General features: G+C 61.8%; 15 protein-coding genes. 8 read left to right on the top strand and 7 right to left on the bottom strand.

The window, feature by feature from the left end; all coding sequences use genetic code 11:
- Positions 1–360: 360 nt before the first annotated feature.
- The gene (locus E4Q23_RS24620; RefSeq protein WP_169067372.1) at positions 361–747 is read left to right on the top strand and encodes an alpha-amylase family glycosyl hydrolase; all 387 of its coding nucleotides are present in this window, start codon (positions 361–363) and stop codon (positions 745–747) included.
- Positions 710–1,690 carry an alpha-amylase family glycosyl hydrolase gene (locus E4Q23_RS14935; RefSeq protein WP_169067373.1) on the top strand — a complete coding sequence of 327 codons (981 nt, stop codon included), beginning with the start codon at positions 710–712 and terminating at the stop codon, positions 1,688–1,690. Before E4Q23_RS24620 ends, E4Q23_RS14935 begins: the two co-directional genes overlap by 38 nt.
- Before the next feature lie 112 nt (positions 1,691–1,802).
- Here the strand turns inward: E4Q23_RS14935 and E4Q23_RS14940 are convergent, their stop codons facing one another.
- Entirely contained in the window at positions 1,803–4,976 is a 3,174-nt protein-coding gene (locus tag E4Q23_RS14940) for an efflux RND transporter permease subunit (protein WP_169067374.1), read from the bottom strand.
- Between the two features lie 11 nt (positions 4,977–4,987).
- Positions 4,988–6,196, bottom strand: a complete 1,209-nt coding sequence (locus E4Q23_RS14945) for an efflux RND transporter periplasmic adaptor subunit (RefSeq protein ID WP_169067375.1) — start codon at positions 6,194–6,196, stop codon at positions 4,988–4,990.
- A 186-nt stretch (positions 6,197–6,382) separates the two neighbouring features.
- Here E4Q23_RS14945 and E4Q23_RS14950 point away from each other — a divergent pair, with 186 nt between their 5' ends.
- Positions 6,383–6,994 (top strand): TetR/AcrR family transcriptional regulator, encoded by a 612-nt coding sequence (locus tag E4Q23_RS14950; RefSeq protein ID WP_248595474.1) that lies wholly within the window; start codon positions 6,383–6,385, stop codon positions 6,992–6,994.
- 83 nt (positions 6,995–7,077) lie between these two features.
- On the opposite strand, the gene E4Q23_RS14955 is transcribed toward E4Q23_RS14950, so the two are convergent.
- From E4Q23_RS14955 to E4Q23_RS14970, 4 genes are all read right to left on the bottom strand, one after another.
- Positions 7,078–10,554 carry a HEAT repeat domain-containing protein gene (locus tag E4Q23_RS14955; RefSeq protein ID WP_169067376.1) on the bottom strand — a complete coding sequence of 1,159 codons (3,477 nt, stop codon included), beginning with the start codon at positions 10,552–10,554 and terminating at the stop codon, positions 7,078–7,080.
- Positions 10,551–11,441, bottom strand: coding sequence for a TIR domain-containing protein (locus E4Q23_RS14960; protein WP_248595475.1), 891 nt, complete (start codon positions 11,439–11,441; stop codon positions 10,551–10,553). Before E4Q23_RS14960 ends, E4Q23_RS14955 begins: the two co-directional genes overlap by 4 nt.
- Positions 11,434–12,750 carry an SIR2 family protein gene (locus E4Q23_RS14965; RefSeq protein WP_169067377.1) on the bottom strand — a complete coding sequence of 439 codons (1,317 nt, stop codon included), beginning with the start codon at positions 12,748–12,750 and terminating at the stop codon, positions 11,434–11,436. The genes E4Q23_RS14960 and E4Q23_RS14965 overlap by 8 nt, the downstream gene beginning before the upstream one ends.
- Positions 12,751–13,008: 258 nt before the next feature.
- Complete coding sequence (locus E4Q23_RS14970) at positions 13,009–13,677, bottom strand: TetR family transcriptional regulator (RefSeq protein ID WP_169067378.1); 669 nt, start codon at positions 13,675–13,677, stop codon at positions 13,009–13,011.
- A gap of 244 nt (positions 13,678–13,921) precedes the next feature.
- Here E4Q23_RS14970 and E4Q23_RS14975 point away from each other — a divergent pair, with 244 nt between their 5' ends.
- From E4Q23_RS14975 to E4Q23_RS14985, 3 genes are all read left to right on the top strand, one after another.
- Positions 13,922–15,745 carry an acyl-CoA dehydrogenase C-terminal domain-containing protein gene (locus E4Q23_RS14975; protein ID WP_169067379.1) on the top strand — a complete coding sequence of 608 codons (1,824 nt, stop codon included), beginning with the start codon at positions 13,922–13,924 and terminating at the stop codon, positions 15,743–15,745.
- A gap of 76 nt (positions 15,746–15,821) precedes the next feature.
- Complete coding sequence (locus E4Q23_RS14980; RefSeq protein ID WP_169067380.1) at positions 15,822–16,277, top strand: hypothetical protein; 456 nt, start codon at positions 15,822–15,824, stop codon at positions 16,275–16,277.
- Between the two features lie 47 nt (positions 16,278–16,324).
- Entirely contained in the window at positions 16,325–16,531 is a 207-nt protein-coding gene (locus E4Q23_RS14985; protein ID WP_169067381.1) for a hypothetical protein, read from the top strand.
- A gap of 429 nt (positions 16,532–16,960) precedes the next feature.
- Here the strand turns inward: E4Q23_RS14985 and E4Q23_RS14990 are convergent, their stop codons facing one another.
- Complete coding sequence (locus tag E4Q23_RS14990) at positions 16,961–18,070, bottom strand: AraC family transcriptional regulator (RefSeq protein ID WP_248595476.1); 1,110 nt, start codon at positions 18,068–18,070, stop codon at positions 16,961–16,963.
- 267 nt (positions 18,071–18,337) lie between these two features.
- Between E4Q23_RS14990 and E4Q23_RS14995 the strand changes: the two genes are divergently transcribed.
- Positions 18,338–19,816 (top strand): DUF1254 domain-containing protein, encoded by a 1,479-nt coding sequence (locus E4Q23_RS14995; protein ID WP_248595484.1) that lies wholly within the window; start codon positions 18,338–18,340, stop codon positions 19,814–19,816.
- Between the two features lie 581 nt (positions 19,817–20,397).
- A complete protein-coding gene (locus E4Q23_RS15000) occupies positions 20,398–21,300 on the top strand; it encodes a hypothetical protein (RefSeq protein WP_169067382.1) in 903 nt (300 codons plus the stop codon).
- Positions 21,301–21,371: the final 71 nt, after the last annotated feature.

Raw genomic sequence — 21,371 nt, forward strand, 5'->3', positions numbered from 1 at the left:
GTTCGACAGGCGACGTCGCAAGTTGTGGAATATGCAGAAGTCGCTTAGGGAAAGGAGTCGCTCGCTGGGTGTGCCCGCTTGTCCGCGCTTATCCCGGTTCCGCCGCGGCCTACTGACGTTTTCCGTGTCAGGAGTGACCGCTATCGTGCCGCTGATGCAAGGCGCTCTCGATCTTCTTGAGCTCGGTGATGCGGCGAAAGTTGATCAGTGAAACCTGGCGCGTATGCTTCGCCCGACAAAATCGCTACCGGTGTGCGAACGCTGCCGCTGAGACTTGCCAGTCTCGTTCCCTTTCAGCCGCAAGTGTAGGCTGGGCGGGAACGAGACTGATGCGCAAGTTTGCGAGAGGCAGGAACAAGCATGAAACGGCAGCTCATGAAACGCAGTGAAATCTGGTACCACCTCTATCCGCTCGGTTTTCTGGGCGCGGAGGAGCGGAATCCTGCTCCTGGTGCGGTTGATGGCCCCACTGCGCACCGACTGAGGGACCTGGTGGGCTGGCTGGACCATCTGGTCGAGCTTGGGGTGACAGCATTGCTGTTAGGCCCGGTGTTCGAATCGGAATCGCACGGCTATGACGTCGTCGATCCCTTTCGCGTCGATCGTCGACTGGGCAGCGAAACGGACCTGCTCCACCTCATCGACGAGTGCCACCAACGTTCTCTGCGCGTGGGACTCGATGTGGTTTTTAACCACGTCGGGCGCGGCCATGCTTTTTTTTGCCGACGTAGTGGAACATGGTCGTGAATCTGCCCGCTCGGATTGGTTCCACATCGATTTCGATCGACCGGGTCGCGACGGATTCGGCTACGCCAACTTCGAGGGTCACGGCCAGCTGGTGAAACTCAGGCATGCCAATGCCCAGGTTCTCGACTGGGCCGTGGATGTCGCCACCTATTGGCTGGATCGTGGCGTCGATGCCCTGCGCTTGGACGCGGCTTACGCCATCCCGGCCGGTTTCCTGGCGAGCCTTGAGAAACGCATGCGTGCCGCAAGGCCGGATTTACTACTGATCGGCGAAGTGATCCACGGCGACTACGCAGCAATCGCCAAAGCGTCACGGCTGACCTCCGTAACCCAATACGAACTATGGAAAGCCATCTGGAGTTCTCTCAACGAGCACAACTTGTACGAGTTGGCGCATGCGCTGGAGCGGCACATTGATTTCTGCAGGCATTTTGTGCCGTGGAATTTCGTGGGCAACCACGACACGACGCGTATTGCCAGCAAACTGCGCGACCGGCGCCATCTGCCGCATGCGCTGGCGATCCTGTTTACGATACCGGGCATCCCGGCCGTCTACGCCGGAGATGAGCAGGGCGCTGAAGGTACGAAGTACGATCGCGAGGGTGGCGATGCGGAGATTCGCAGGCCTTTAGCGCATCAGCCCGCCGACCTGGCCGGCGACAGCCTGCGCACTTGGCAAATGCACCGTGAATTGATCGCCCTCCGTCGCGCTCGACCCTGGCTCGTCGATGGCGTGTTAAAAGTTACGCAGCTCGGTAATCGTTCGATTGCCTTCGAGGTGCGCGCCCAGAAAAACCTGCTGGTGACGGTGTTGAACACGGATGAGCGCTCTGTTTCGTGCACCCTTCCACCCGGCCTGGTTCTGGTCGCCGGGCACGCAGTGAGCAAGTTGCAGGCGAGCGAGCTACCCGCGCAGGGATGGGGAATCTGGTCGTCGGCGTGAGGCCTGTTGCGCTTTCGGCCAATCACCTGCCAAGGGCTGCTTGACGGGCGCCAGAGAGTAGGCCAGCAAAGCGTTTAGCAAAGCGGCTACCCCAGCAGCAAAGCGATGCGGGTCACGGAGATCCTTCGTTGCGGCCTGCGTCAGTGGCCGCGGCGACAGCCTCCGCTGCTGCCGGCTTGTCCTTGAAGATGCGCTTGATCAGCACATAGAACATCGGCACGAAGAAGAGACCGAGGACGGTGGCCGAGATCGTGCCGCCGAGTACGCCGGTGCCGATCGCGTTCTGGCTGCCGGAGCCGGCGCCGGTGCTTATGGCCAGCGGCAGCACGCCCAGTGCGAAGGCCAGCGAGGTCATCAGGATCGGGCGCAGGCGCATGCGTACCGCGCTCAGCGTGGCGCTGACCAGATCGTGGCCGGCCTCGACCTGGGCCTTGGCGAATTCGACGATCAGAATCGCGTTCTTCGACGACAGGCCGATGGTTGCCAGCAGGCCGACCTGGAAGTACACGTCGTTGGACAGGCCGCGACCGCTCGCTGCCAGCAGCGCACCAAGCACGCCCAGCGGCACTACCAGCATCACCGCAAACGGAACCGACCAGCTCTCGTAAAGCGCCGCCAGGCACAGAAACACGACCAGCAGCGACAACGCATACAGCGCCGGCGCCTGCGCTCCCGAGCGGCGTTCCTCGTAGGAAGTGCCCGACCATTCATAGCCAATGCCCGGTGGCAGCTTGGCGATGAGCTCCTGAACGGCATTCATCGCGTCACCCGAGGAGAGTCCGGGGGCTGCCTGGCCGAGCACTTCGATCGACGGCTGGCCGTTGAAACGCTCGAGAAGCGGTGAGCCAAAGCCCCATTTGGCCGTGGTGAAGGCCGAGAAGGGCACCATTTCGCCTTTGCCGTTGCGCACATACCATTTCTTGAGGTCGTCCGGCGTCATGCGGGCAGCCGCCTCGGCCTGAAGATAGACTTTCTTGATTCGTCCGCGGTCGATGAAGTCGTTGATGTAATTGCCACCCCAGGCCGTGGACAGCGTGTCGTTGATGCTCGCCACGCTCACCCCGAGGGCGCCGGCCTTGGCATGGTCGATCTCGAGCTGGTACTCGGGCATGTCTTCCTGACCATTCGGGCGCACGCCGACCAGTCGCTTGTCCTCTCTCGCCATGCCCAGGAACTGGTTGCGTGCCGCCACCAGGGCATCGTGGCCGAGGCCGCTGCGGTCCTGTAGCTGGACGCTGAAACCGTTGGAGGTGCCCAACTCGATCACCGCCGGCGGGACAAAGGCAAAGACCATCGCTTCGCGGATCTTCGAGAAAGCGGCCATCGCGCGTCCGGCGATCGCCTTGACGCTCATGCCCGGTCCCTGCCGCTCGCTCCAGTTGCGCATATTGATGAAGCCAATGCCCATGTTCTGGCCGCGGCCGCCGAAGCTGAAGCCGGCGACGGTGAAAATCGAAGCTGCGGTGTCCTTTTCGTCGTCGAGGAAGTGGCGCTCGACTTTCTTGAGGACCTCGATGGTGCGCTCCTGGGTGGCGCCTGCAGGCAGCATCACCTGGGTGAACATCACCCCCTGATCCTCTTCCGGCAGGAAGGAGGTCGGCATGCGCATGAACAGGAAGCCGAGCACCACCACGATCAGCGCGTAGATGACCAGGTAGCGCCCGCTGCGCTGAAGAATGCGCCCGACCGCGGATTCGTACCGCCCGGTGTTGCGTTCGAACATGCCGTTGAACCAGCCGAAGAAGCCGCTGAACCAGCCGCCCTCGCCGTGGCCATGGCCCTTGGCCACCGGTTTCAGCATGGTGACGCACAGCGCCGGGGTGAACACCAGGGCGATGAGCACCGACAAGGCCATCGCGGCGACGATGGTGATCGAGAACTGGCGGTAGATGACGCCGGTCGAGCCACCGAAAAAGGCCATCGGCACGAAGACCGCCGACAGCACCAGGCCGATGCCGACCAGCGCGCCGGTGATCTGGCCCATCGACTTGCGGGTTGCATCACGCGCCGAGAGGCCTTCCTCGCTCATTACCCGCTCGACGTTCTCGACGACCACGATGGCGTCGTCCACCAGCAAGCCGATGGCCAGCACGGTGCCAAACATGGTCAGGGTGTTGATCGAAAAACCGAAGGCCGCCATCACTCCGAAAGTTCCGAGCAGCACCACCGGCACGGCGATGGTCGGGATCAGGGTGGCGCGGAAATTCTGCAGGAACAGGAACATCACCAGGAACACCAGCACGATCGCTTCGAGCAGGGTCTTCACCACTTCCTCGATGGAGATCCTGACGAACGGTGTGGTGTCGTAAGGGATGACCACGTCGACGCCGGCCGGGAAATAGCGCTTCATTTCTGCGAGGGTGGCACGCACCGCAGTGGCCGTTTTCAGGGCATTGGCGCCGGCCGCCAGCTTGACGCCGATACCGGCCGCCGGCTGGCCGTTATAGCGGGCAACGGTGCTGTAGTCCTGGGCGCCGATTTCGATCCGTGCCACATCCCCGAGTCGTACTTCGCCGCCCTGGCTGGAGCTGCGCAGCAGGATGTTTTCGAACTCCCCGACGGTCTGCAGGCGACTCTGGGCGGTAATCGCGGCGGTGAAACCCTGCCCGGGCAGCGCCGGCGTGCCGCCGAGCTGGCCGGCGGAGACCTGCGTGTTCTGTGCCTCGATCGCCGTCCGGATGTCGGCCGGCGTCAGCCGGTAGTTATTCAACTTGGCGGGATCGACCCAGACGCGCATGGCGTACTGCGATCCGAAAATTTGCACCTCGCCGACGCCGCTGACGCGCGACAGCGGATCTTGCACCGAGGAGACAATGAAATCCGCCAGATCGACATTGTCGAGCGTGCCCTGTTTCGAAACGAAACCGATCACCATCAGGAAGTTGCGCGCCGACTTGGCGACCTGCACGCCCTGCTGCTGTACCGCCTGCGGCAATAGTGGCAGCGCAAGTTGCAGCTTGTTCTGTACCTGCACCTGCGCAATATCCGGATTGGTGGCGGCATCGAAAGTCAGCGTGATGGCGGCGCGACCGAAGGAGTCGCTCGACGAGTTGATGTAGAGCAGGCCGTCGAGACCGGTCAGTTTCTGCTCGATGATCTGGGTGACGGATTCCTCAACCGCCTTCGCCGAGGCGCCCGGATAGCTGGTGTTGATCACCACGGCCGGTGGGGCGATCGACGGATACTGCGAAACCGGCAACTGCAGAATGGAAAGTGCGCCCGCCAGCATGATGACGATGGCGATGACCCAGGCGAAGATCGGCCGGTCGATAAAGAAATTGACCACGCTTCAGGCCCTCACTTCGCGGCCGCAGCGGACGCCGCCGCAGACGCCGTTGCTCCGGCACCGCCACCGGCGCCGGCTTCCAGCACCGTCACTGCTGCGCCCGGACGGATTTTCTGCAGCCCGTCGACAATGATCCGGTCACCCGCGGCCAGTCCTGCGCTTACCAGCCACTTGTCGCCGATCGAACGGGGTGTGGTCACCTGGCGCGCCTCGACCTTGTCCTCTGCACCGACCACCATCACCACGGCATTGCCGCGCCGATCGTGAGTCACCGCGGCATGCGGCACCAGGATGGCTTTTTCGATCTCGCCCTGTGCGATACGGGCGCGGACGTACATGCCGGGCAGCAGCTCACCCTGCGGATTCGGAAAGACCGCACGCAGGGTCACGCTGCCGGTATCCGTGTCGACCGAAATGCCCGAGAAGGCAAGCCGGCCGCTGGCCGCGTATTCGCTACCGTCCTCGAGCAGCAGGCGTACCGGAACCACCTGTTCTGCAAGCTGCTGCAGTGTGCCATCGGCGAGATCGCGCTTGAGGCGCAGGAGTTCGACGCTCGACTGGGTGAGGTCGACATAGATCGGGTCGAGTTGCTGGATGGTGGTCAGCGGGTCAGCCTGATTGGCGGTCACCAGCGCGCCGGCAGTGACGCTCGAGCGTCCGCTGCGGCCGGCGATGGGGGAGGGCACGCGGGTATAGGCGAGGTCGATGCGCGCTTTTACCAGCGCAGCCTGCGCCGAAGTGACGTCCGCCTCGGCCTGCTTGAGGGCCGCCACGGTGTCGTCGTCGGCCTGCTTGCTGATCATCCCTTTCTTCCCCAGGTCCGCGTAGCGCTGGGCTTTCAGCCGGACAGCATAAAGGTTTGCTTCGGCGCGGCTGAGACCTGCCTTGGCGCTTTCCAGGGTGGCGCGATAGCTTGCCGGGTCGATCTGGTAGAGCGTTTGTCCTTCCGTGACCTCGCTACCCTCGGTGAACATCCGTCGCTGCACGATGCCGCCGACCTGCGGCCGTACCTCGGCGACCATGTACGCCGCCGTGCGTCCGGGGAGTTCGGTGGTCAGCCTGACCGCCTCGGTGCTGGCCACGATCACGCCGACCGGAGTCGCTGCGGGAGCGCCACCGGCTGCCTGCTGCGGGCCACCGTCGCTGCATGCGGCCAGCGCCAGGGCGCTGGCGAGCGCGAATACCAGGCTTGGGGATGGCAGCCGTGATGGGAGATTCATGTTGTGCCTCGGTGGAGTCAGTGTAGTTGGTAGGGTTGGTGGAGTCGGTAGCGTCGGAGACTCCTGGGCAGGAGCGCTTGGATAGGTGGCGAAGGATAAACTAGAATGAACGTTCAATCTAGTGTATCTTTCCTGGCCCATTGCAAACTGTTTGCGAACTTTTCTCAGCCACTCCGTGGACCGTCGATGACCGAAGAAATGCACCCTGCCGCGGAATGCTCGCGCGCGGAAGCGCGGCGCACCCAAATCCTCGACGCCGCCGAGAACTGCGTTCGCGAATACGGCTTCCATCGCGCCAGCATTTCGAAGATCTCAACAGCTTCCGGCATGGGTGCAGGCCACATCTACCACTATTTTGCGAACAAGGAGGCGATCGTTGCCGCCATTGTCGCGCGTGAACTCGAGCGCTTGCTAACGCTCACCGCCGAGGTGCAGGCGGCAGAGAACATGCTCGAGGCGCTGGCCCTGCGTACCGCAACGGGTGTGCTCGGAAACCTGGATCCCCATGCTGCGGGACTCAAGCTGGAAATCGTTGCCGAGGCGTCGCGCAACCCGACGATCGCCGAAATCGTGCGTGCGGCGGACAGCCGCCGCAGCGCCGGTCTCGAAGAAACCCTCAGGGCCTTGCGGCAGGCGCACGGCCTTGCCGACGACGCGGCAACAATTTCAACCATTGCCGAGGTGATCGCGGCAATGTTTGAAGGTCTGATGGTGCGCGCCATACGCAATCCGGCCGCCGACCGTCAATTGATCGCCCGAAAATTCCAGCAGGTGGTCCGCGATCTGGTGCTTTCGTGAGCCGGCAGCGTGCGCGGCGGGCGTAAGCGGGGGGGCGAGTGTGCTCTGTCGCCGGGTCTCGCGGTTCTCTGTCACTACCCGTTTCAGCCTTCGGGCTTGTTGCTTTCGACGCGAATTTCCGCTGACCGAGGCACGGCGGCCGCCTGGAGCCGCTTTCTGAACTCAAGCACATCGGCGATGACCGGAATCGTCCAGTCGATGCGCTGCAGGATGGTCTGCTGGACCCGGCGCTGAGTGCTCCACGCGGACGCCAGAGTCGGGTCCTCCTTAAATTTCTCGGTCAACTCCGTTTGCAGGGCCTGCAGCGTTACCAGGTCACTGGCGTCGCCGACCACCTCCAGGCGTTGCAGCAGGCGGTCGATGGCGCGGTACAGCGCGAAGCGGTACAGCGGATTGTTCTCGTTCGCGTGCTTGTCGATCAGCCAGCGGACCCTTTCGGCATTGCCGCTCGCGGCGAAACCGATCCAGGCGCCGCGACGGATGGCGTAGCTCGGGTCAAGCAGCAGTTCCTTGGCGCGCTGTTCGTCCAGACGGGCGATCTGGCGGGCGAACCAGGTTTCCAGCGCCTCGTTGGGCTGCATGGCCTTGAGCTTGCGCTCCCATTTCTCCCTGGCCTGACTGAGTTCCTGTCGCTGGTCCAGGAGCTTTTTGTCATTGAACGCTTCCTGCCAGGTCGCGCGGTGCTTGCGCCAGTCCTGCCGGCGTTCTCGCTGCGCGCGCAGGCCCCGTTCCATGAAGGGCAGGGCAGTCTTCGATGCGATGCGGTCCAGCGCGCTGTAGATCGGGTTGGCCAGGGAGGGATCTTTCGTGATGAGCTCGGCCAGGAATCCGGCCGCCGAATCTGACCCGCTGTCGCCCAGCGCTCGGATAGCCGCGACGCGGATCGGGCGCGTTTCCCGCTCATCCTCGGCCACCGCCTGCAGACGCGCGATGGCCTTCGGGTCGCGAGTCTTGCCAAGAGCCAGCAGAGCGGCAGTGCGCTTGTTCTGGTTGTTCTCCTTGGTCCCGGTCTCCAGTTCGAGGAGCTTCTTCAGGATCAGCGGCGATGGAAAGCGGGCGAGCTCGGGCAGAAAGGCGTTGCGCTCTTCATCGTTGAGCGCCTCGATGCCGGACACGAGCAGCGCAGCATTGCTGTCTCTCATCGCCGCTTCGGCAGCTGCGCTGGAGTTTGACGGGGGTTTGGCCGCTATCCCGCTTTGATGCGGTGCACCGGATACAGCTTGGTCCGGGTTCATCAGGGCCAGAGCCAGCCGCGCTGGAAAGCTTGATGCTCCGGTCCCGGATTCGGCGAGGTGTCGAAGGGAGGCGGTAGCGGACGCTATGTCGAGGAGGCCTGCATAGCGGAGGAGGACGCTGGTCGCGCTGTTTCGGACCTTCGGGTCCGGGTGTTTGAGCAGGGCGACCAGCGGTGCGACGGCCTGGTCGCCGCCGGGCTGCCCGGCAAAGCCGCCGAGGGCGCTGGTCGCCCTGTCACGGACCTCGCTGTCGCGGACCTCGCCGTTGCGGCCATCCGAGTCCCGCTTCTTGAGTAGAGCGACCAGCGGTGCGACTGCCTGTTCGCCGCCGGGCTGCCCGGCAAAGCCGCCGAGGGCGCTGGCCGCGCTGCCGCGGACATACAGGTCCGGGTCCTTGAGCAGGGCGACCAGCAGAGCGACGGCCTGTTCGCCGCCGGGCTGCCCGGCAAGGCCGCCGAGGAGCGCAGCGACCTGTCGCCTCACCCCCGCGGTTCCATCGCGCGAGGCATCTTCCAGCAGACCCGGTGCGTGTGTGGTCGGCAGCCCCCGCCAGTCCGCGACGAGTTGTTCTCTTCTCTCTGGATCGGGCTCGTCCTCGAGAAATCGGGCCACAACGGCGCCGGTAGCAGGGTTGCGGAACCGGACCAAACGCAGCATCGCCTTCGCCGACGCATCCCGGTCGCGACCAATCAGTGTCTGCGTGAGCAGTTTCAGCCCCTGCTCATCGAACCCGGCCTCGCGGTAGGCGTCGATGCGCTCTATCAGCGACGTCAGCCCAATCAGCTCGATGTTGAGCTGCTCGTAGTCGCCTACGGGTGCGTGTTCGAGCTGTTTGTCTGGTGCGACCTCGTTGCGAAGCAGCTGGGTCTCGGCCTGGAAGGTCCGCTGGCCAATCAGGTCGAACCCATCGTGGGTGCCGCTCCACAGCTCGATACGGTCCGACAGGCCGGCCGGGGGCGCCAGGCGCAGGTGGTCGTGCGTGCGCTGGTAGACGATGTTCCAGGCCGCGTAGAGTAGCAGCGCGCCGGCGGCCGCGCCGGTGACCCCGAACACGGTGCGGCGCCGGGCGCGGCTGATCTTGTATTCGCGGTTCCAGTCGTTGACCGCCTTGGCGAAGAGGTCGTGGTACAGCTCGTAGTAGGGCTCCCACTCCGTTCGGTCGCTCTTGGTTTCCAGGCGTTCCTGGCGACGCAGTACGCGGGCCTTTTCGAGGTCCTCCAGCACGAGCGCAAAGGCATTGGCATTCCGTACGCCGGTGCGTTTGAGCAGCTCGTACAGCGGGTAGGCCATCTTGGTGCCCTGGCTGCTGACCAGGAAGTCGAAGGCGCGCGACGCGAGGTCTTGTTGGCCGGTGCTCAGTGGCGCGACCTTGGCTTCGAAATAGCGCTTCAGCAGGCCGTCGGTGCCGCCCATGCTCTGGTAGGTGCTCTGCCGAAGCTGCCGGCTGTCGTCGGCGTGTTCCTTTTCCCAGAGCTGGGTGCAGATGATCTGGATCTGCGCCGGTTCGATGCGCGCTGGCGGGAGCTCCAGCAGGCGACCGCCGGGCTGTGAGCCGCTGTCCGGCTGCTGGTCGTACTTGCCGAGGTCGTTCAGCAGTGCCTCGAGCAACGCCGCTTCGCAGTCGCAGTCGACGCGCTTCAGCGGTGCCAGGATCACGGTCTTTGCGTTGTCGCGGCTGAGCGCCTCCAGCCGGAAGTAGTTGTCGAACAGCAGGGTCGGCAGCTCGGGCTTGAAGGCGTTGAGCTCGAGAGCGAAATCCTCGCGCATCGAGAGCAGGAAGCGGGTCGCGCTGGCATCGTCGCGGATCGCGGCGGACAGTTCGTGGATGAAGGGGCGGAACTCGGGCCGGTGGCGCTGGTAGTTAAAGAACTCCTCGAACTGATCGAGGATCAGCACCAGGGGGGCGCTGCTGAAGAGGGTGCAGCGACGCAGGAATGGTGCCAGTGGGGCGTCCAGGGGCAGTGGGTAGTCCTGGGGGATCTTGTCGCGGCGCCTGAGCTCCTCCACGACTTTCGTCTTGAGGGTGACGCCCGGTTCCTTGACCCAGTCGTTGCAGTACACCACGTCCAGGGCGTCGTGGCCCGGCGGCTCCGGATGCTCCAGGGCCGGCAGCAGCGCGGCCTGCAGCAGCGAGCTCTTGCCGATGCCGCTGGCCGCGAACAACAGGGTCAGCTTGCGGCTGAGGAGCTTGTCGGTGAGGATGCGGGTCTCGCCGTCGCGGCCGAAAAAGTTGTCCTTGTCCGACTCTTCGTAAGGGCGCAGGCCCTTGTACGGGCACTTGCCGTCATCCTTTGCCGTGCCGGTGTCGTTCGCCGGCGTGCTCATTGGCGGTCTTGCTTCATGGCGGCCTCGATGGCCTGGTACAGGGTTTCGAAGTCGCTGCCACGGTGCATCTCCGGGGTCAGGACGAGCATGTTCCTGAGAATGTCGGTCAGCCCGGCGATCTGGTTGCGGATGCGCGTGTACAGGTCGATGTCCTCGCGGATGCCGTGCAGGTTGGCGCTGCAGACTTCCTTCATGGCGCTGTCCAGCTCGGCGATGCGCTGTTCCCAGTACTTGATGTAGCGAATGCGCTCGATGGCCTTGTAGATGTCGGCGCCTTCGAGAACGATGGGGAAGATGCGTTGCTGGAGGTCGCCGTGGCCGGCGATCTCCAGCAGCTCGAACATGCAGTTCTCGGACTTCAGGTATTTCTCGCTGATCACGACGATGACGTAGCGCCCGCGCCCGATGCTTTCCATGAACGCCTTGATGCTGCCCTTGTAGCCGAGATTGCGGCGGTCGCGGATGATCTCGATGCCGCGAGCCTGGAAGTTGCGGTCCAGATCGTCGACGATCTCCTCCCAGGGTTGGCCAAAAGCGTAGCTGATATAAATGGCCGCTTTGCTCTCGGCGGAGCTGGCGCCAGCGGTCAGCGTGCTTGTGCTGGATGGTTTGCGTGGTTCGGGCGGAGCTGTCGTGCCCGGTGCCGGCGTGGGCAGCGCGTCGTCCGGCCAGTCCAGTTCTGGCCGCAGCTTCCGCCCGGTGCGGACCAGATCGTCCAGGCGCTTGCGGCGCTCAAGGTACTTGACCAGCTCGCGGGCCTGCGCGGGCCGAGCGCTGCCGGCGAGGTCCTCGAGCTCGACTCCCAGCCGGGTGGCGACCTCGTCCAGCTCGTCGCGATTGAAGTCGGCGAGCAGGTCCATCAGCGGGATCAGGCGGGGATCAGCCATTCATCTTCTCCGCGAGCTTGTCGAGGAAATCCTTGGGCTCCAGCTTGCAAAGGTCGATCTTGCGGGATTTCCAGTAGTTTTCGGCGAAGGAGCCCGGCCGTGGCTGGATGGCGAGGCTGCGCCCCGGTTGCTTGTCCTGTATCACCTGGATCAGCAGGCGCTCCTCCCAGCCGTCCGGGTAGTGGCCGAAGTACCACAGGCTGCGGCCCTTGAGCTGTCGGACCAGGTAGGCGGGCATCAGCCGGTCGAACTCGCGGGCGAAGCGGAAGTAGTCGCGCTCGGAAAGGGTGAGGGTATCCGACGCCGGGGTGGACTTGATGAAGCTGAAGCAGCCGCGGATCTTGTAGATCAGTGAAAAGCCCTTCTTCAACGGATCAAGCTCCGACAGCTGCTCGGCCGTGTAGAGTTGCGGGGCGCCATCGCTCCCGTCCCTGATCAGTACATTGCCGGCTGACGCAGCCCCGCTGTCCTGGCTGTGGGTCAGTAGCTTGAAGGGCTTGCTGCGGGCCTGAAAAGCCTTTTCCAAGGCATCGCCATAGGTAGCCGAGATCAGCAGCTGGGGCTGATGGACTTTGTCGGCGAGCAGTTTGTACAGTGCCTGCTGGGCGCCGTCATCCTGCGCCGACTCCTGGTTCTGGATGTCGCTGATCTTGCGCAGCAGGGTCTGCCGTCCGTCGCTCTCCATGAATTCGCAGATCTGCGAGAAGCTGCCCTGGAACTTATCGAGGCGCGCCGCCCGGGCCAGTCCGTCGACCATGGAAGGCGGGTAGCAGGCCCCGAGGAACAGGACGATCTCGCCGTGCTGCAGGCGGTCGGCGAGGTCGACATAGTCAAGCTCCGTTCCCGCCACCGCCTGTTGTTTGCCCTGCTCCTTGTGCCACAGGCGCACCAGTTGGGCTCCCGATATATCGCCTTCGCCGAACATCTCCAGGGTGTTCAAGAAGATTTCGTCGGCAGCGGTGATGCCCTGGTTTTCCAGTCGCTTGAGGTAGGTAATCAGCTCGGGAAAGATCTCGTCGACCTCTTCGGAGTCCTGCTTTCCAATGGCCCGCCTGAGGGCGCCGAGGCGCGCACCGGGGAGCTGAGGCCAGTCCAGTTCGTGACGCAGCTCGCGACCTTGCTCGAGCAGTTCGGGGATCTTGTTGCGCCGTTCGAGGTGGTCGAGGAATCCGTTGATGAAGGGCGTCAGGGTGTGCGGGAACTCGTCCTTGTTTTCGTCCAGCCTGAAGCACAGGTCGTGGAGCTCGTCCATGTTGAAGCCGTCGCTCAGGACTTTCTGCAAATTACGGAGCGTAGTTCTGTCGGTCATGTGGATAGCGCCTCTTGCGAAACGGGCACTGCAGGGCTGACTCCTTCGCTGCCGGGAGCGACAGCGGAGGGTGCAGGCGGTCATTTCCGGCTGGATGGTTTACTCAAGACCAACATCATGACACTCGCGAAATGGATACTACTCAACACGAATTGATCATGCAACGCTGGAACGGGGTTCAGTACCGGTTCCAGCCTCTGAGGTGGGCTTGCTTTCGCCCGACGCGCCAGATACAAAACCCGTAGCTGTCTGTCGCCGTCAGCTTCTGCTCAATTCCTCATTCAGGCGGGTCGCGCTAAACAGGATGATCTTGAGTTGCTGCACGAAGTTTTCCGACATTTCGGCTTCGAGCAGGGCCTGCCCGGGCGGCAGGTCGAGAATGTCGGTTGCCGCCGCGAGCATGGTCATCACGATCATCCCGCAAACCATCTGCAAACTTGCCGTTGGCAGTTGCGTGTAAAGGCCGCGCATCCGGAAATCCTGCGCCATTTCATTGGTGAAATGGGAGACATCATTGCGAATCGCCAGGCGCAGGATGCGGCTGCCCCCTGAGCGCTCGCTCGAGATGAACATGAACTGCAAGCGGTTCAGCTTGACGTACTCCAGATAGACGCTGACTGAACGCCGCAGCATGTCGCGCGGCGCCACCGCCATCTTGCGTGCCTCGCGCAACAGCCGCCGCAGCGTAATCCCAACGTCCTCAACCAGCACCAGACCCAACTCATCGGTATTGCGGAAATGGCGATAGAAGGCGTTCGGGACGACGCCGGCTTCGCGGGCGATTTCACGCAATCCAAGACTGGTGAAACTGCGCCCCTCGCCCATCAAGGTCAGCGCGGCCTGCAGCAGATTCGCGCGCGTCAAGTCCTTGCGCGCGCTGCGTGTCAGGTACTGGGGATTCGTCGATGCCGTTCTATCGGCGGGCATGGCAACACTCCTGTTTCAGTGGCTATAAAAACACGTGTATCGAACGACGTGCATGAAATTGACCTATTATCGCTTAACAATCATGTTCCTACCTATAGACGGCAAGAGCAAGCTTGCTATCAGAAAGTTTTCAGAGGACACTCGTGCACTAAGCGTCGCAGCCCGGCAAAAGTGGCCGCTGATCGCTGCTCACACAGCGAACGCGGCACCGAGTCACTTTGCCCTCTTCTCGAAGGACAGCAGCATGCCGACCTATAAAGCTCCCCTGCGCGACATGCGCTTCCTGATCAACGAGGTGCTCGACTATCCCGCGCACTACGCGGGCCTGGCCAACGGCAGCGAGGCGACACCCGAGCTCGTGGACGCCGTACTTGAAGGCGCCGCTACCTTGTGCGAAGAGGTCCTCGCGCCGATCAATCTTTCCGGCGATCGGGAGGGCTGTCACTTCAACGCCGGCGAAGTCACTACTCCGGCTGGTTTCAAAGAGGCTTACCGCCAGTTCGTCGACGGCGGTTGGCAGGGACTTTCATTCCCGACGGAATATGGTGGCCAGGGGCTGCCAACATCGCTCAGCCTGTTCAAGACCGAGATGATGGGCGCCGCCAACTGGTCGTTCAACATGTATCCGGGACTAAGCCTGGGCTGCATCAATACCCTTTTGCGCTACGCTACCGAGGCACAAAAATCGCTCTATCTACCATCGCTCGTCAGCGGCGAGTGGACCGGCACCATGTGCCTGACCGAGCCGCAGTGCGGCACCGATCTGGCGCAGGTCAAGACCAGGGCCGCGCCGCAGCCCGACGGCAGCTACAAGCTCACCGGCACCAAGATGTTCATCTCGGCGGGCGAGCACGATCTGGCCGGGAATATTGTGCACATCGTCCTCGCCCGCCTGCCCGACGCCCCGGCCGGCACACGCGGCATTTCGCTATTCGTCGTGCCGAAGTTTCTTGTCGCCATTGACGGCTCTGCCGGCCAGCGCAACACCGTCAGTTGCGGCTCCATCGAACACAAGATGGGAATTCGCGGTTCGGCAACCGCCGTACTGAATTTTGACGAGGCAACCGGGCACCTGATTTTCGAACCCAACAAGGGCCTGGAAGCCATGTTCACCTACATGAACACCGCCCGAATCGGAATCGCGATCCAGGGTGTCGCCCACGCCGAAGCCTCTTTTCAGGGCGCGCTGGCCTATGCCAAAGACAGACGATCAATGCGCGCCCTCTCGGGAAAGAAGGAACCCGAGGCCAACGCCGACTCTCTGATCTGGCACGCCGATGTGCGACGCATGCTGCTGACCCAAAAGGCCATCGCCGAAGGGGGGCGGGCGATGATCTATGCGGCCGCCCAGACAGCCGACCTGATGTTCAACGCCACGCTCGAAAACGACCAGACCAACTACGACCGCTACGACAACGAACTCGGCTTCTACACCCCCATCCTCAAGGGCTTTCTTACCGAAATGGGCCTCGAAGCCGCCAATATCGGCATGCAAGTGTTCGGCGGGCACGGCTATATTCACGAGCACGGCATGGAGCAGATCGCCCGTGATGCGCGCATCTCCACCCTTTACGAAGGCACCACCGGCATCCAGGCGCTCGACCTGCTTGGCCGCAAGGTATTGATCGGCACCAAGGGAAAGTGCGTGCGCGAATTCACGCGCCTCATGCTGCGCCTGGCAAGAGCCAACTTGTTTGCGCGCGGCCCCACCGGCACCATGGCGCGCTCAATCATGAAGCGCGCCGTCGAGTGGAATCTCCTCACGCTGCGCATCATGCTACGCGCCGGCAAGGATCGAGATCTCGTGGGGTCGGCGAGCGTGGACTACTTGATGTATTCAGGCTACGTCATGATGGGCTACTTCCTCGCCTTGCAGGCGGAGAAAGCGCAAACGCTATTGCTCAACGGCAAAGGAAGCGAATCCGCCGATTTCTATCGCGCCAAGATTCAGACGGCCACCTTCTACTTTGACCGCATCCTGCCGCGGGCCGACGCCCACCGCAGCAGCGCACTGGCGCCAACGCACTCGCTGATGCAGATGGACAACGCAAGTTTCGCGTTCCTGTGATTCGGCTTGAACAATGCGGCAAGGCAAGCCATCTGCATCACGCCACACCCTGACCCGACAAAACAAAGGAGAAATTGTGCCCACCACAACAAGCTCATCGACAAAAGCAGCCGACACTCCTGTCGCCAAGACAGCCAAGGAGAGCATTCCGATCGCCGCCAAAAAGCCGCGCACGGTCAAAGCCAAGGCCAGCACTTCCACCCAGCCATCCCTGCGCTTCTATTATTCAGAGGCTCTTCGTGAGAAAACGGACACCGTCCTCTCGGCACTCGATACACGGCCAAGTGAGCCCGGCCACGGAGAGGCCATTGCCGACCTGGTCACCGAGTTGATCGATGCGGGCATGGATTACTATTTCCTGAAACCGCTCAAACAGGCTGAAGTCGGCTTTGTCGGCGAGCAGTCGGCCCGACTCGGCATATCCGGGGCGGTCAAGCTGCTCAGCTCGGTTAGTCGCAAGTTCCTCACGCGCATGGATCACGCACAACTGCTGGTCGTTGCCAAGCACCTACGCACTCTTGCCGCTCCATAACAGCCGGTCGTGGCGCTTGCGGCCATCACGGCAGCCGCAGACGAGACTTGAGCAGCGACCGTTCGGGGACGAGCGCGGCGGCAGCCAGTGGCCTGGCCGCCGCCGAAGCTTGTCCGGCCGATGCCGGCAGGCGCCAGAATATCGAGCATCGTGTTGGCGGCGTAAGAGCGTGCAAATCTGGTGGCTATGAGCGCAAGCGCAGTCCGAGCGACGACAATCAACGACCGGTACTTGCTTTCAAGCAGGCATTCTGAAAGAGGCGCACCTCGCCTGGCCATCGGCCGTTTCGGACATTGGCGTCACTCTGGGCGGACCTCCGGCAGGGTTCCTTTACCGGGCGCAGGACGGGAAATTGCACCGAACGGCTGCTTCAACCGTTTCGCTACGCCCGGTTCCGACCCAAAGCGGAAGTAGCGATCGCCCGATAGCGGCCATTCAGCTAAACCCAGGTTCAGCGAACTGGAATTCTCCGAAGCGGCCATTTGCGACCTCACCCTCCCGGCCATGAGCAGGCACTCACTGGTCGCTTAAACCCGCAGATTGAGTGTCAGCAGCAATCTTGAAAGAAGACGTCCGCCGACAGGCAACTTTCGGACACGTTTAGCCTTGCCTGCCACCGGATGCAGTACAGCAGGCAGCTGGTCGCCGCAATCCGATCACGATGTAGCCATGGCAGAAATGATCTACCCCAAAGTGGTCTCCCCTGTGCCACACCGAGCGCGCCACTTCTTTGGACTCACCTGTGCACATTTCCGAAATGCTCGTGAAAATACGGCTGAGTCAGCGTAATGCAGCGCCGCCGCAATTTCCGATAAAGGAAGTTGCGTGTTTGCCAGTAGTTGCTGTGCAAGCGTGAAGCGCGTTTGAGTGACGAGTTGCTGTAAGGAAGTCTGCTCCGCGGCGAGCCGTTTGCGCAGCGTTCGATCATGGATGCCAAACAGGCGTGCCACGTCCTGCGCTGACGATATGCCATTTAGCACCATCTGGTGCAGCGCGCTCCGCACTTCATCGACAAAAGACGTTGTGCCATTTGCATGTTCCTGCCTGATCGCCTGTGCGATCAGCACACGAAGCGCGGGGTCTGCACCTACGATGGCATGGTCAAGCCACGACGAGGCGAAAACGATACCCGACACCTCGGCATCGAAACGGAGGTTTGAGCCGAAGAGTCGCTGGTAGGGTCTCGTATCTTTTGGTCGGACATGCGAAAACTGAACGCGCAGCGGTTTCCAAGCGGGACCGCAGATGTCAACCAATGCCCGGAAGCCAATTGCGATCGCCGCATCGTAGAGTTGCGAGACACCCGGCACCCCGGGTCGATAGATGGAGTAACCGAGGACTACGGTTGATGTATCCAGATTGAGCAATACCGGCGCCGCACCCCGATCATGCAGGTGAAGGTGTAGAAGCAGTGCCCGCAACGCTTCGCCGACTGTCGCTGAATTGCGCATCAGGTAACCGATGGCACCGAGTCCTTTCAGATCGAAGTGTCTTCCGACGAGCAGGCCGAAGTGGGTGCAATTCGTCAGGCTTGCACACTCCGAGAGCAAGCGCCCCAGCGCGTCGAAGGCGATGCGATTTTCGGGATTCTTGAACAGGTGAAGCGGCACGCCGGCCCGCACGAACGCCCGACGTGGATTGATGCCGAGTTCAGTCAATACCATCGGCACCGCAGCGACTGGGCCGATCCTGACATCACCGTCGGCAGTGACGGACACAGCAGCGCGCCGAGCTGACATCGAGATGTTGGCCTGTTGCAGGGGAGGCTTACTGATACTTCCGTGGTTTGTCATGGAAACCTTGTCTGCCGCTGATTGTTTTGATCGAGCCATCCCGAAACCCCCTGTTCCTCAGCTGTTTTCGGCGTGCCCGATCCTAAGCGGAGCTTGGCGGACGGGTCAATGAGAGGGCCGGAATTGCAAAGTAGCTTTTCCTCGAAGCTGATACGCTGACGAACAAGCAGTGTTACTTGGACGCTTCAACCCAGCGGCCGGCGGATCTGCCATGAACACCGAGACATGCAATTTACCGGAGTGAAGAACATGACGAAACAAGCGCTTATGGGCGCACTGCTCGCCGCTGCCTTCGTGGCGACAGCGAGCGCCAGCGATTACAAAATGACTACGCCGATCGCACCGGGCGTCGCTATACCGGACACGGTCGAGACGTCGATCGGCACCCTGAAGCTCAATGACGGTTTCCCGACCACCGAGACCATTGAAAAAGTCTACGACAACCTTGATCGATCGCGCGCGCTACAGGCCTACCTGCTGGCCATCCCGATTGTCAATCAGGCTGGCATGCGCGATTCGCTGCGCAAGTTTGGTCCCGACAACCAAACAGACGTCATTTGGGAAAATCTGGTCGACCCGAAGACAGTTGAGCTGACTGCAAACGACAACACGGTCTACAGCTTCATCTGGCTGGACACCAAAAAGGGACCGCTGGTGATTGACATTCCCCCCAAGGTGCTGGGGCTGATCGACGACTTCTGGTACAAGTGGGTGGTCGATGTCGGCATCACTGGTGCGGATAAGGGACGAGGCGGTAAATACCTGGTGCTCCCGCCCGGTTACAAGGGCGATGTCCCAGCCGGTTATCACGTCGTGCGACCCAGCACCTACGGCACTTGGCTGGCCTTCCGATCCTTCCTCGTCGATGGTTCGACAAAGCCCGGGGTCGAGTCGGTCAAGAAGAACCTCAAGATCTATCAGCTTGCCGATGCAGCCAATCCGCCGTCGATGAAATTTGTCAACGCTTCGGGCATTCCATCGAATTTTGTCGCACCCGGCGACTACTCATTCTGGAATTTTTTGAACCAGATGATTCAGGAAGAGCCGGCTGAGGGTTCCGACCCAACTACCCTTGGACTCTTTGCCTCGATCGGCATTGTCAAAGGCCAGCCATTCAATCCCGATGCGCGAATGAAGAAGATTCTCGCTGATGCAGCCAACATCGGTGCTGTCACCGCCCGTGCCATTGCTTTCAAGATGCGCGAGAAGGACGCCTATTTCTACCCGAACAGTTCGTGGCGTCTGCCCTTCTTCGGCGGTTACAAGTTCGAGGTGGCGCCGGGTGTTGCCAACCTCGACGGCGCTGCCTTCTTCTATTATTTCGCCACCGGCGTGACGCCTGCGATGGCCGAGAAGATGGTTGGCCTCGGCTCGCAGTACCCATGGGCCGCCCTGGACTCGAAGGCAAAGCCTTTTGATGGTGGAAGTACCTACAAGCTTCGTCTGCCTCCAAACGTTCCGGTCAAGGATTTCTGGTCGGTCATCGTGTACGACAACCAGACACGCTCAATGCTGCAGACCGATCAGAAGGCGCCGAGTGTCAGTAGTCAAGACAAAGGATTCAAGACCAATGCCGATGGCTCTGTTGATGTCTGGTTCGGACCCAAAGCTCCGGCAGGGTTCGAGAATAACTGGGTACAGACGATTCCGGGCAAGGGCTGGTTCATGATCTTGCGTCTCTACGGACCGCTGGAGCCGTGGTTCGACAAGACCTGGCGACCAGGAGAGATCGAACTGCAAAATTGACCTGCCTGACCAGGCGTAATTGAAACGAACCAATGGGCGCTACGGCGCCCATTGTTGCTCCTATGGCGACGACGTCCACAGGTTGCTCAATCAACTCCGTAAATGGCAGCTCAACTGCCCAATCCAGCCATAGCACTTGCGAACGTCAGCAGGCCGCTTCGGGTCGTGATGCGCCCGACCTCTCGTCGACTTTGTCGCCGGAAAGCGGTCAGTGAAGCTTCGCTTCCCGGAAGCGGCCATTCATCATCGAGTGCTGACGACCCAAACCTCCCTGCTACATTTAGCATACTCAATGGCGGCTTACTGATCATCAAGCTGCCGGTCATGGGCATCTGATGTCAGGCTGGTTCTCGGCCGGAGCCGATGCTGTAACATCAGACGTTCGGCGACCGGCTAGGGGCTGCCAGGCGAGGGTTAGCCGTTCCACATCAGGAAAATGGGAACGACTGACGCCTGATTCTTGACCTTCCTTCGACTCGAGGGCAAGCTGACGGCTCGCTCAATCGACGAAAGGCTCCCGCATGCCAGCTACCAAGGCCATGCTACTCCCGACTCGCGCCGCCTGTATAGGCACGCTCCTGATGATGGCCGCCATGCCTGCCGCGGCGCAATCCTTGAAAGACATATTCCGTCCCTTGGTTGCGGAGGCGAATCTGGGGGCGGGCTATGCGCAGATGTTGAACCTAGCGGCGACACCCGATATCGGCGCGGCACACTTCGAGATCGATCACGGAGGCGATCGGCCGACCATCGATATCTTTCGCCTTCCCTACCAGTCTCGCTGGCTCGCACTTTCGCAGGATTCCGACCTCTATTGGCGAGTGTCCGGAGACTACCTGCAACAGAAGGAAGATCTCGACGTGGGCGGTGGCAGCATCGCAAGCAAGTGGTCGGCATACAGCCTTACGGGCGGGCTGCTAGCCAAGATTCGACTCGGCAACGGCTTTACGCTCGCGCCCGCGCTTGACCTTGGCGTCGCCCGTCTGGACAACCGGGCGGACTATGACGGCACGGCCAACCTCCTAAAACCGTTTTTCGATGAGTTGTTATTCAACTGGCGAACAAATGCATGGTTGGTGACCCCGAGTGTCCAGCTCGGGTGGAACAGGATCGACGAGGCTCGAAGGATCAGTATCAGCGGCCATGTTGCGCGCTCGTGGATTTCCAGCTTTGGCGAGTCGGACCGCGTACTCGAATTCAACGAAACCGCCAATATCTACTCGCTGCGGGCGGAGCACGCCGCGCCGACCGACATGCAACTGGCTGGACGTCCGCTCGACTGGGTAATTTATGGCGGCTACGCCGGCTTCTTCGGCCCCAACCGCGATGTGCTTGGCTTCACGTCAGTCGCAGAAGTGGGTGTCGGTATGGAAACGCCTCTGGTGACCGATCAAAAGCGCCCAGACCGCGCGCGACTGGGCGCAAGCTACCTGTTCGGTGAGCACGTCAGGGGATGGACGATAAGCCTGTCGCTGCAATATTGATTTGAGGCGATATTGGGCCCCCACACGCATTCACAGGCATCGCGTCACGTCGCGCTTGCAGGCGGAATTTT

It is taken from the genome of Candidatus Accumulibacter phosphatis (assembly GCF_012939955.1).
GTDB lineage: Bacteria > Pseudomonadota > Gammaproteobacteria > Burkholderiales > Rhodocyclaceae > Accumulibacter > Accumulibacter delftensis.

Bases quoted from the DNA above. Each gene is read 5' to 3' on its own strand.
- E4Q23_RS24620 (WP_169067372.1), top strand. From the start codon at position 361: ATGAAACGGCAGCTCATGAAACGCAGTGAAATCTGGTACCACCTCTAT.
- E4Q23_RS14935 (WP_169067373.1), top strand. From the start codon at position 710: ATGCTTTTTTTTGCCGACGTAGTGGAACATGGTCGTGAATCTGCCCGC.
- E4Q23_RS14945 (WP_169067375.1), bottom strand. From the start codon at position 6,196: ATGAATCTCCCATCACGGCTGCCATCCCCAAGCCTGGTATTCGCGCTC.
- E4Q23_RS14950 (WP_248595474.1), top strand. From the start codon at position 6,383: ATGACCGAAGAAATGCACCCTGCCGCGGAATGCTCGCGCGCGGAAGCG.
- E4Q23_RS14955 (WP_169067376.1), bottom strand. From the start codon at position 10,554: ATGAGCACGCCGGCGAACGACACCGGCACGGCAAAGGATGACGGCAAG.
- E4Q23_RS14960 (WP_248595475.1), bottom strand. From the start codon at position 11,441: ATGGCTGATCCCCGCCTGATCCCGCTGATGGACCTGCTCGCCGACTTC.
- E4Q23_RS14965 (WP_169067377.1), bottom strand. From the start codon at position 12,750: ATGACCGACAGAACTACGCTCCGTAATTTGCAGAAAGTCCTGAGCGAC.
- E4Q23_RS14970 (WP_169067378.1), bottom strand. From the start codon at position 13,677: ATGCCCGCCGATAGAACGGCATCGACGAATCCCCAGTACCTGACACGC.
- E4Q23_RS14975 (WP_169067379.1), top strand. From the start codon at position 13,922: ATGCCGACCTATAAAGCTCCCCTGCGCGACATGCGCTTCCTGATCAAC.
- E4Q23_RS14990 (WP_248595476.1), bottom strand. From the start codon at position 18,070: ATGACAAACCACGGAAGTATCAGTAAGCCTCCCCTGCAACAGGCCAAC.
- E4Q23_RS14995 (WP_248595484.1), top strand. From the start codon at position 18,338: ATGGGCGCACTGCTCGCCGCTGCCTTCGTGGCGACAGCGAGCGCCAGC.
- E4Q23_RS15000 (WP_169067382.1), top strand. From the start codon at position 20,398: ATGATGGCCGCCATGCCTGCCGCGGCGCAATCCTTGAAAGACATATTC.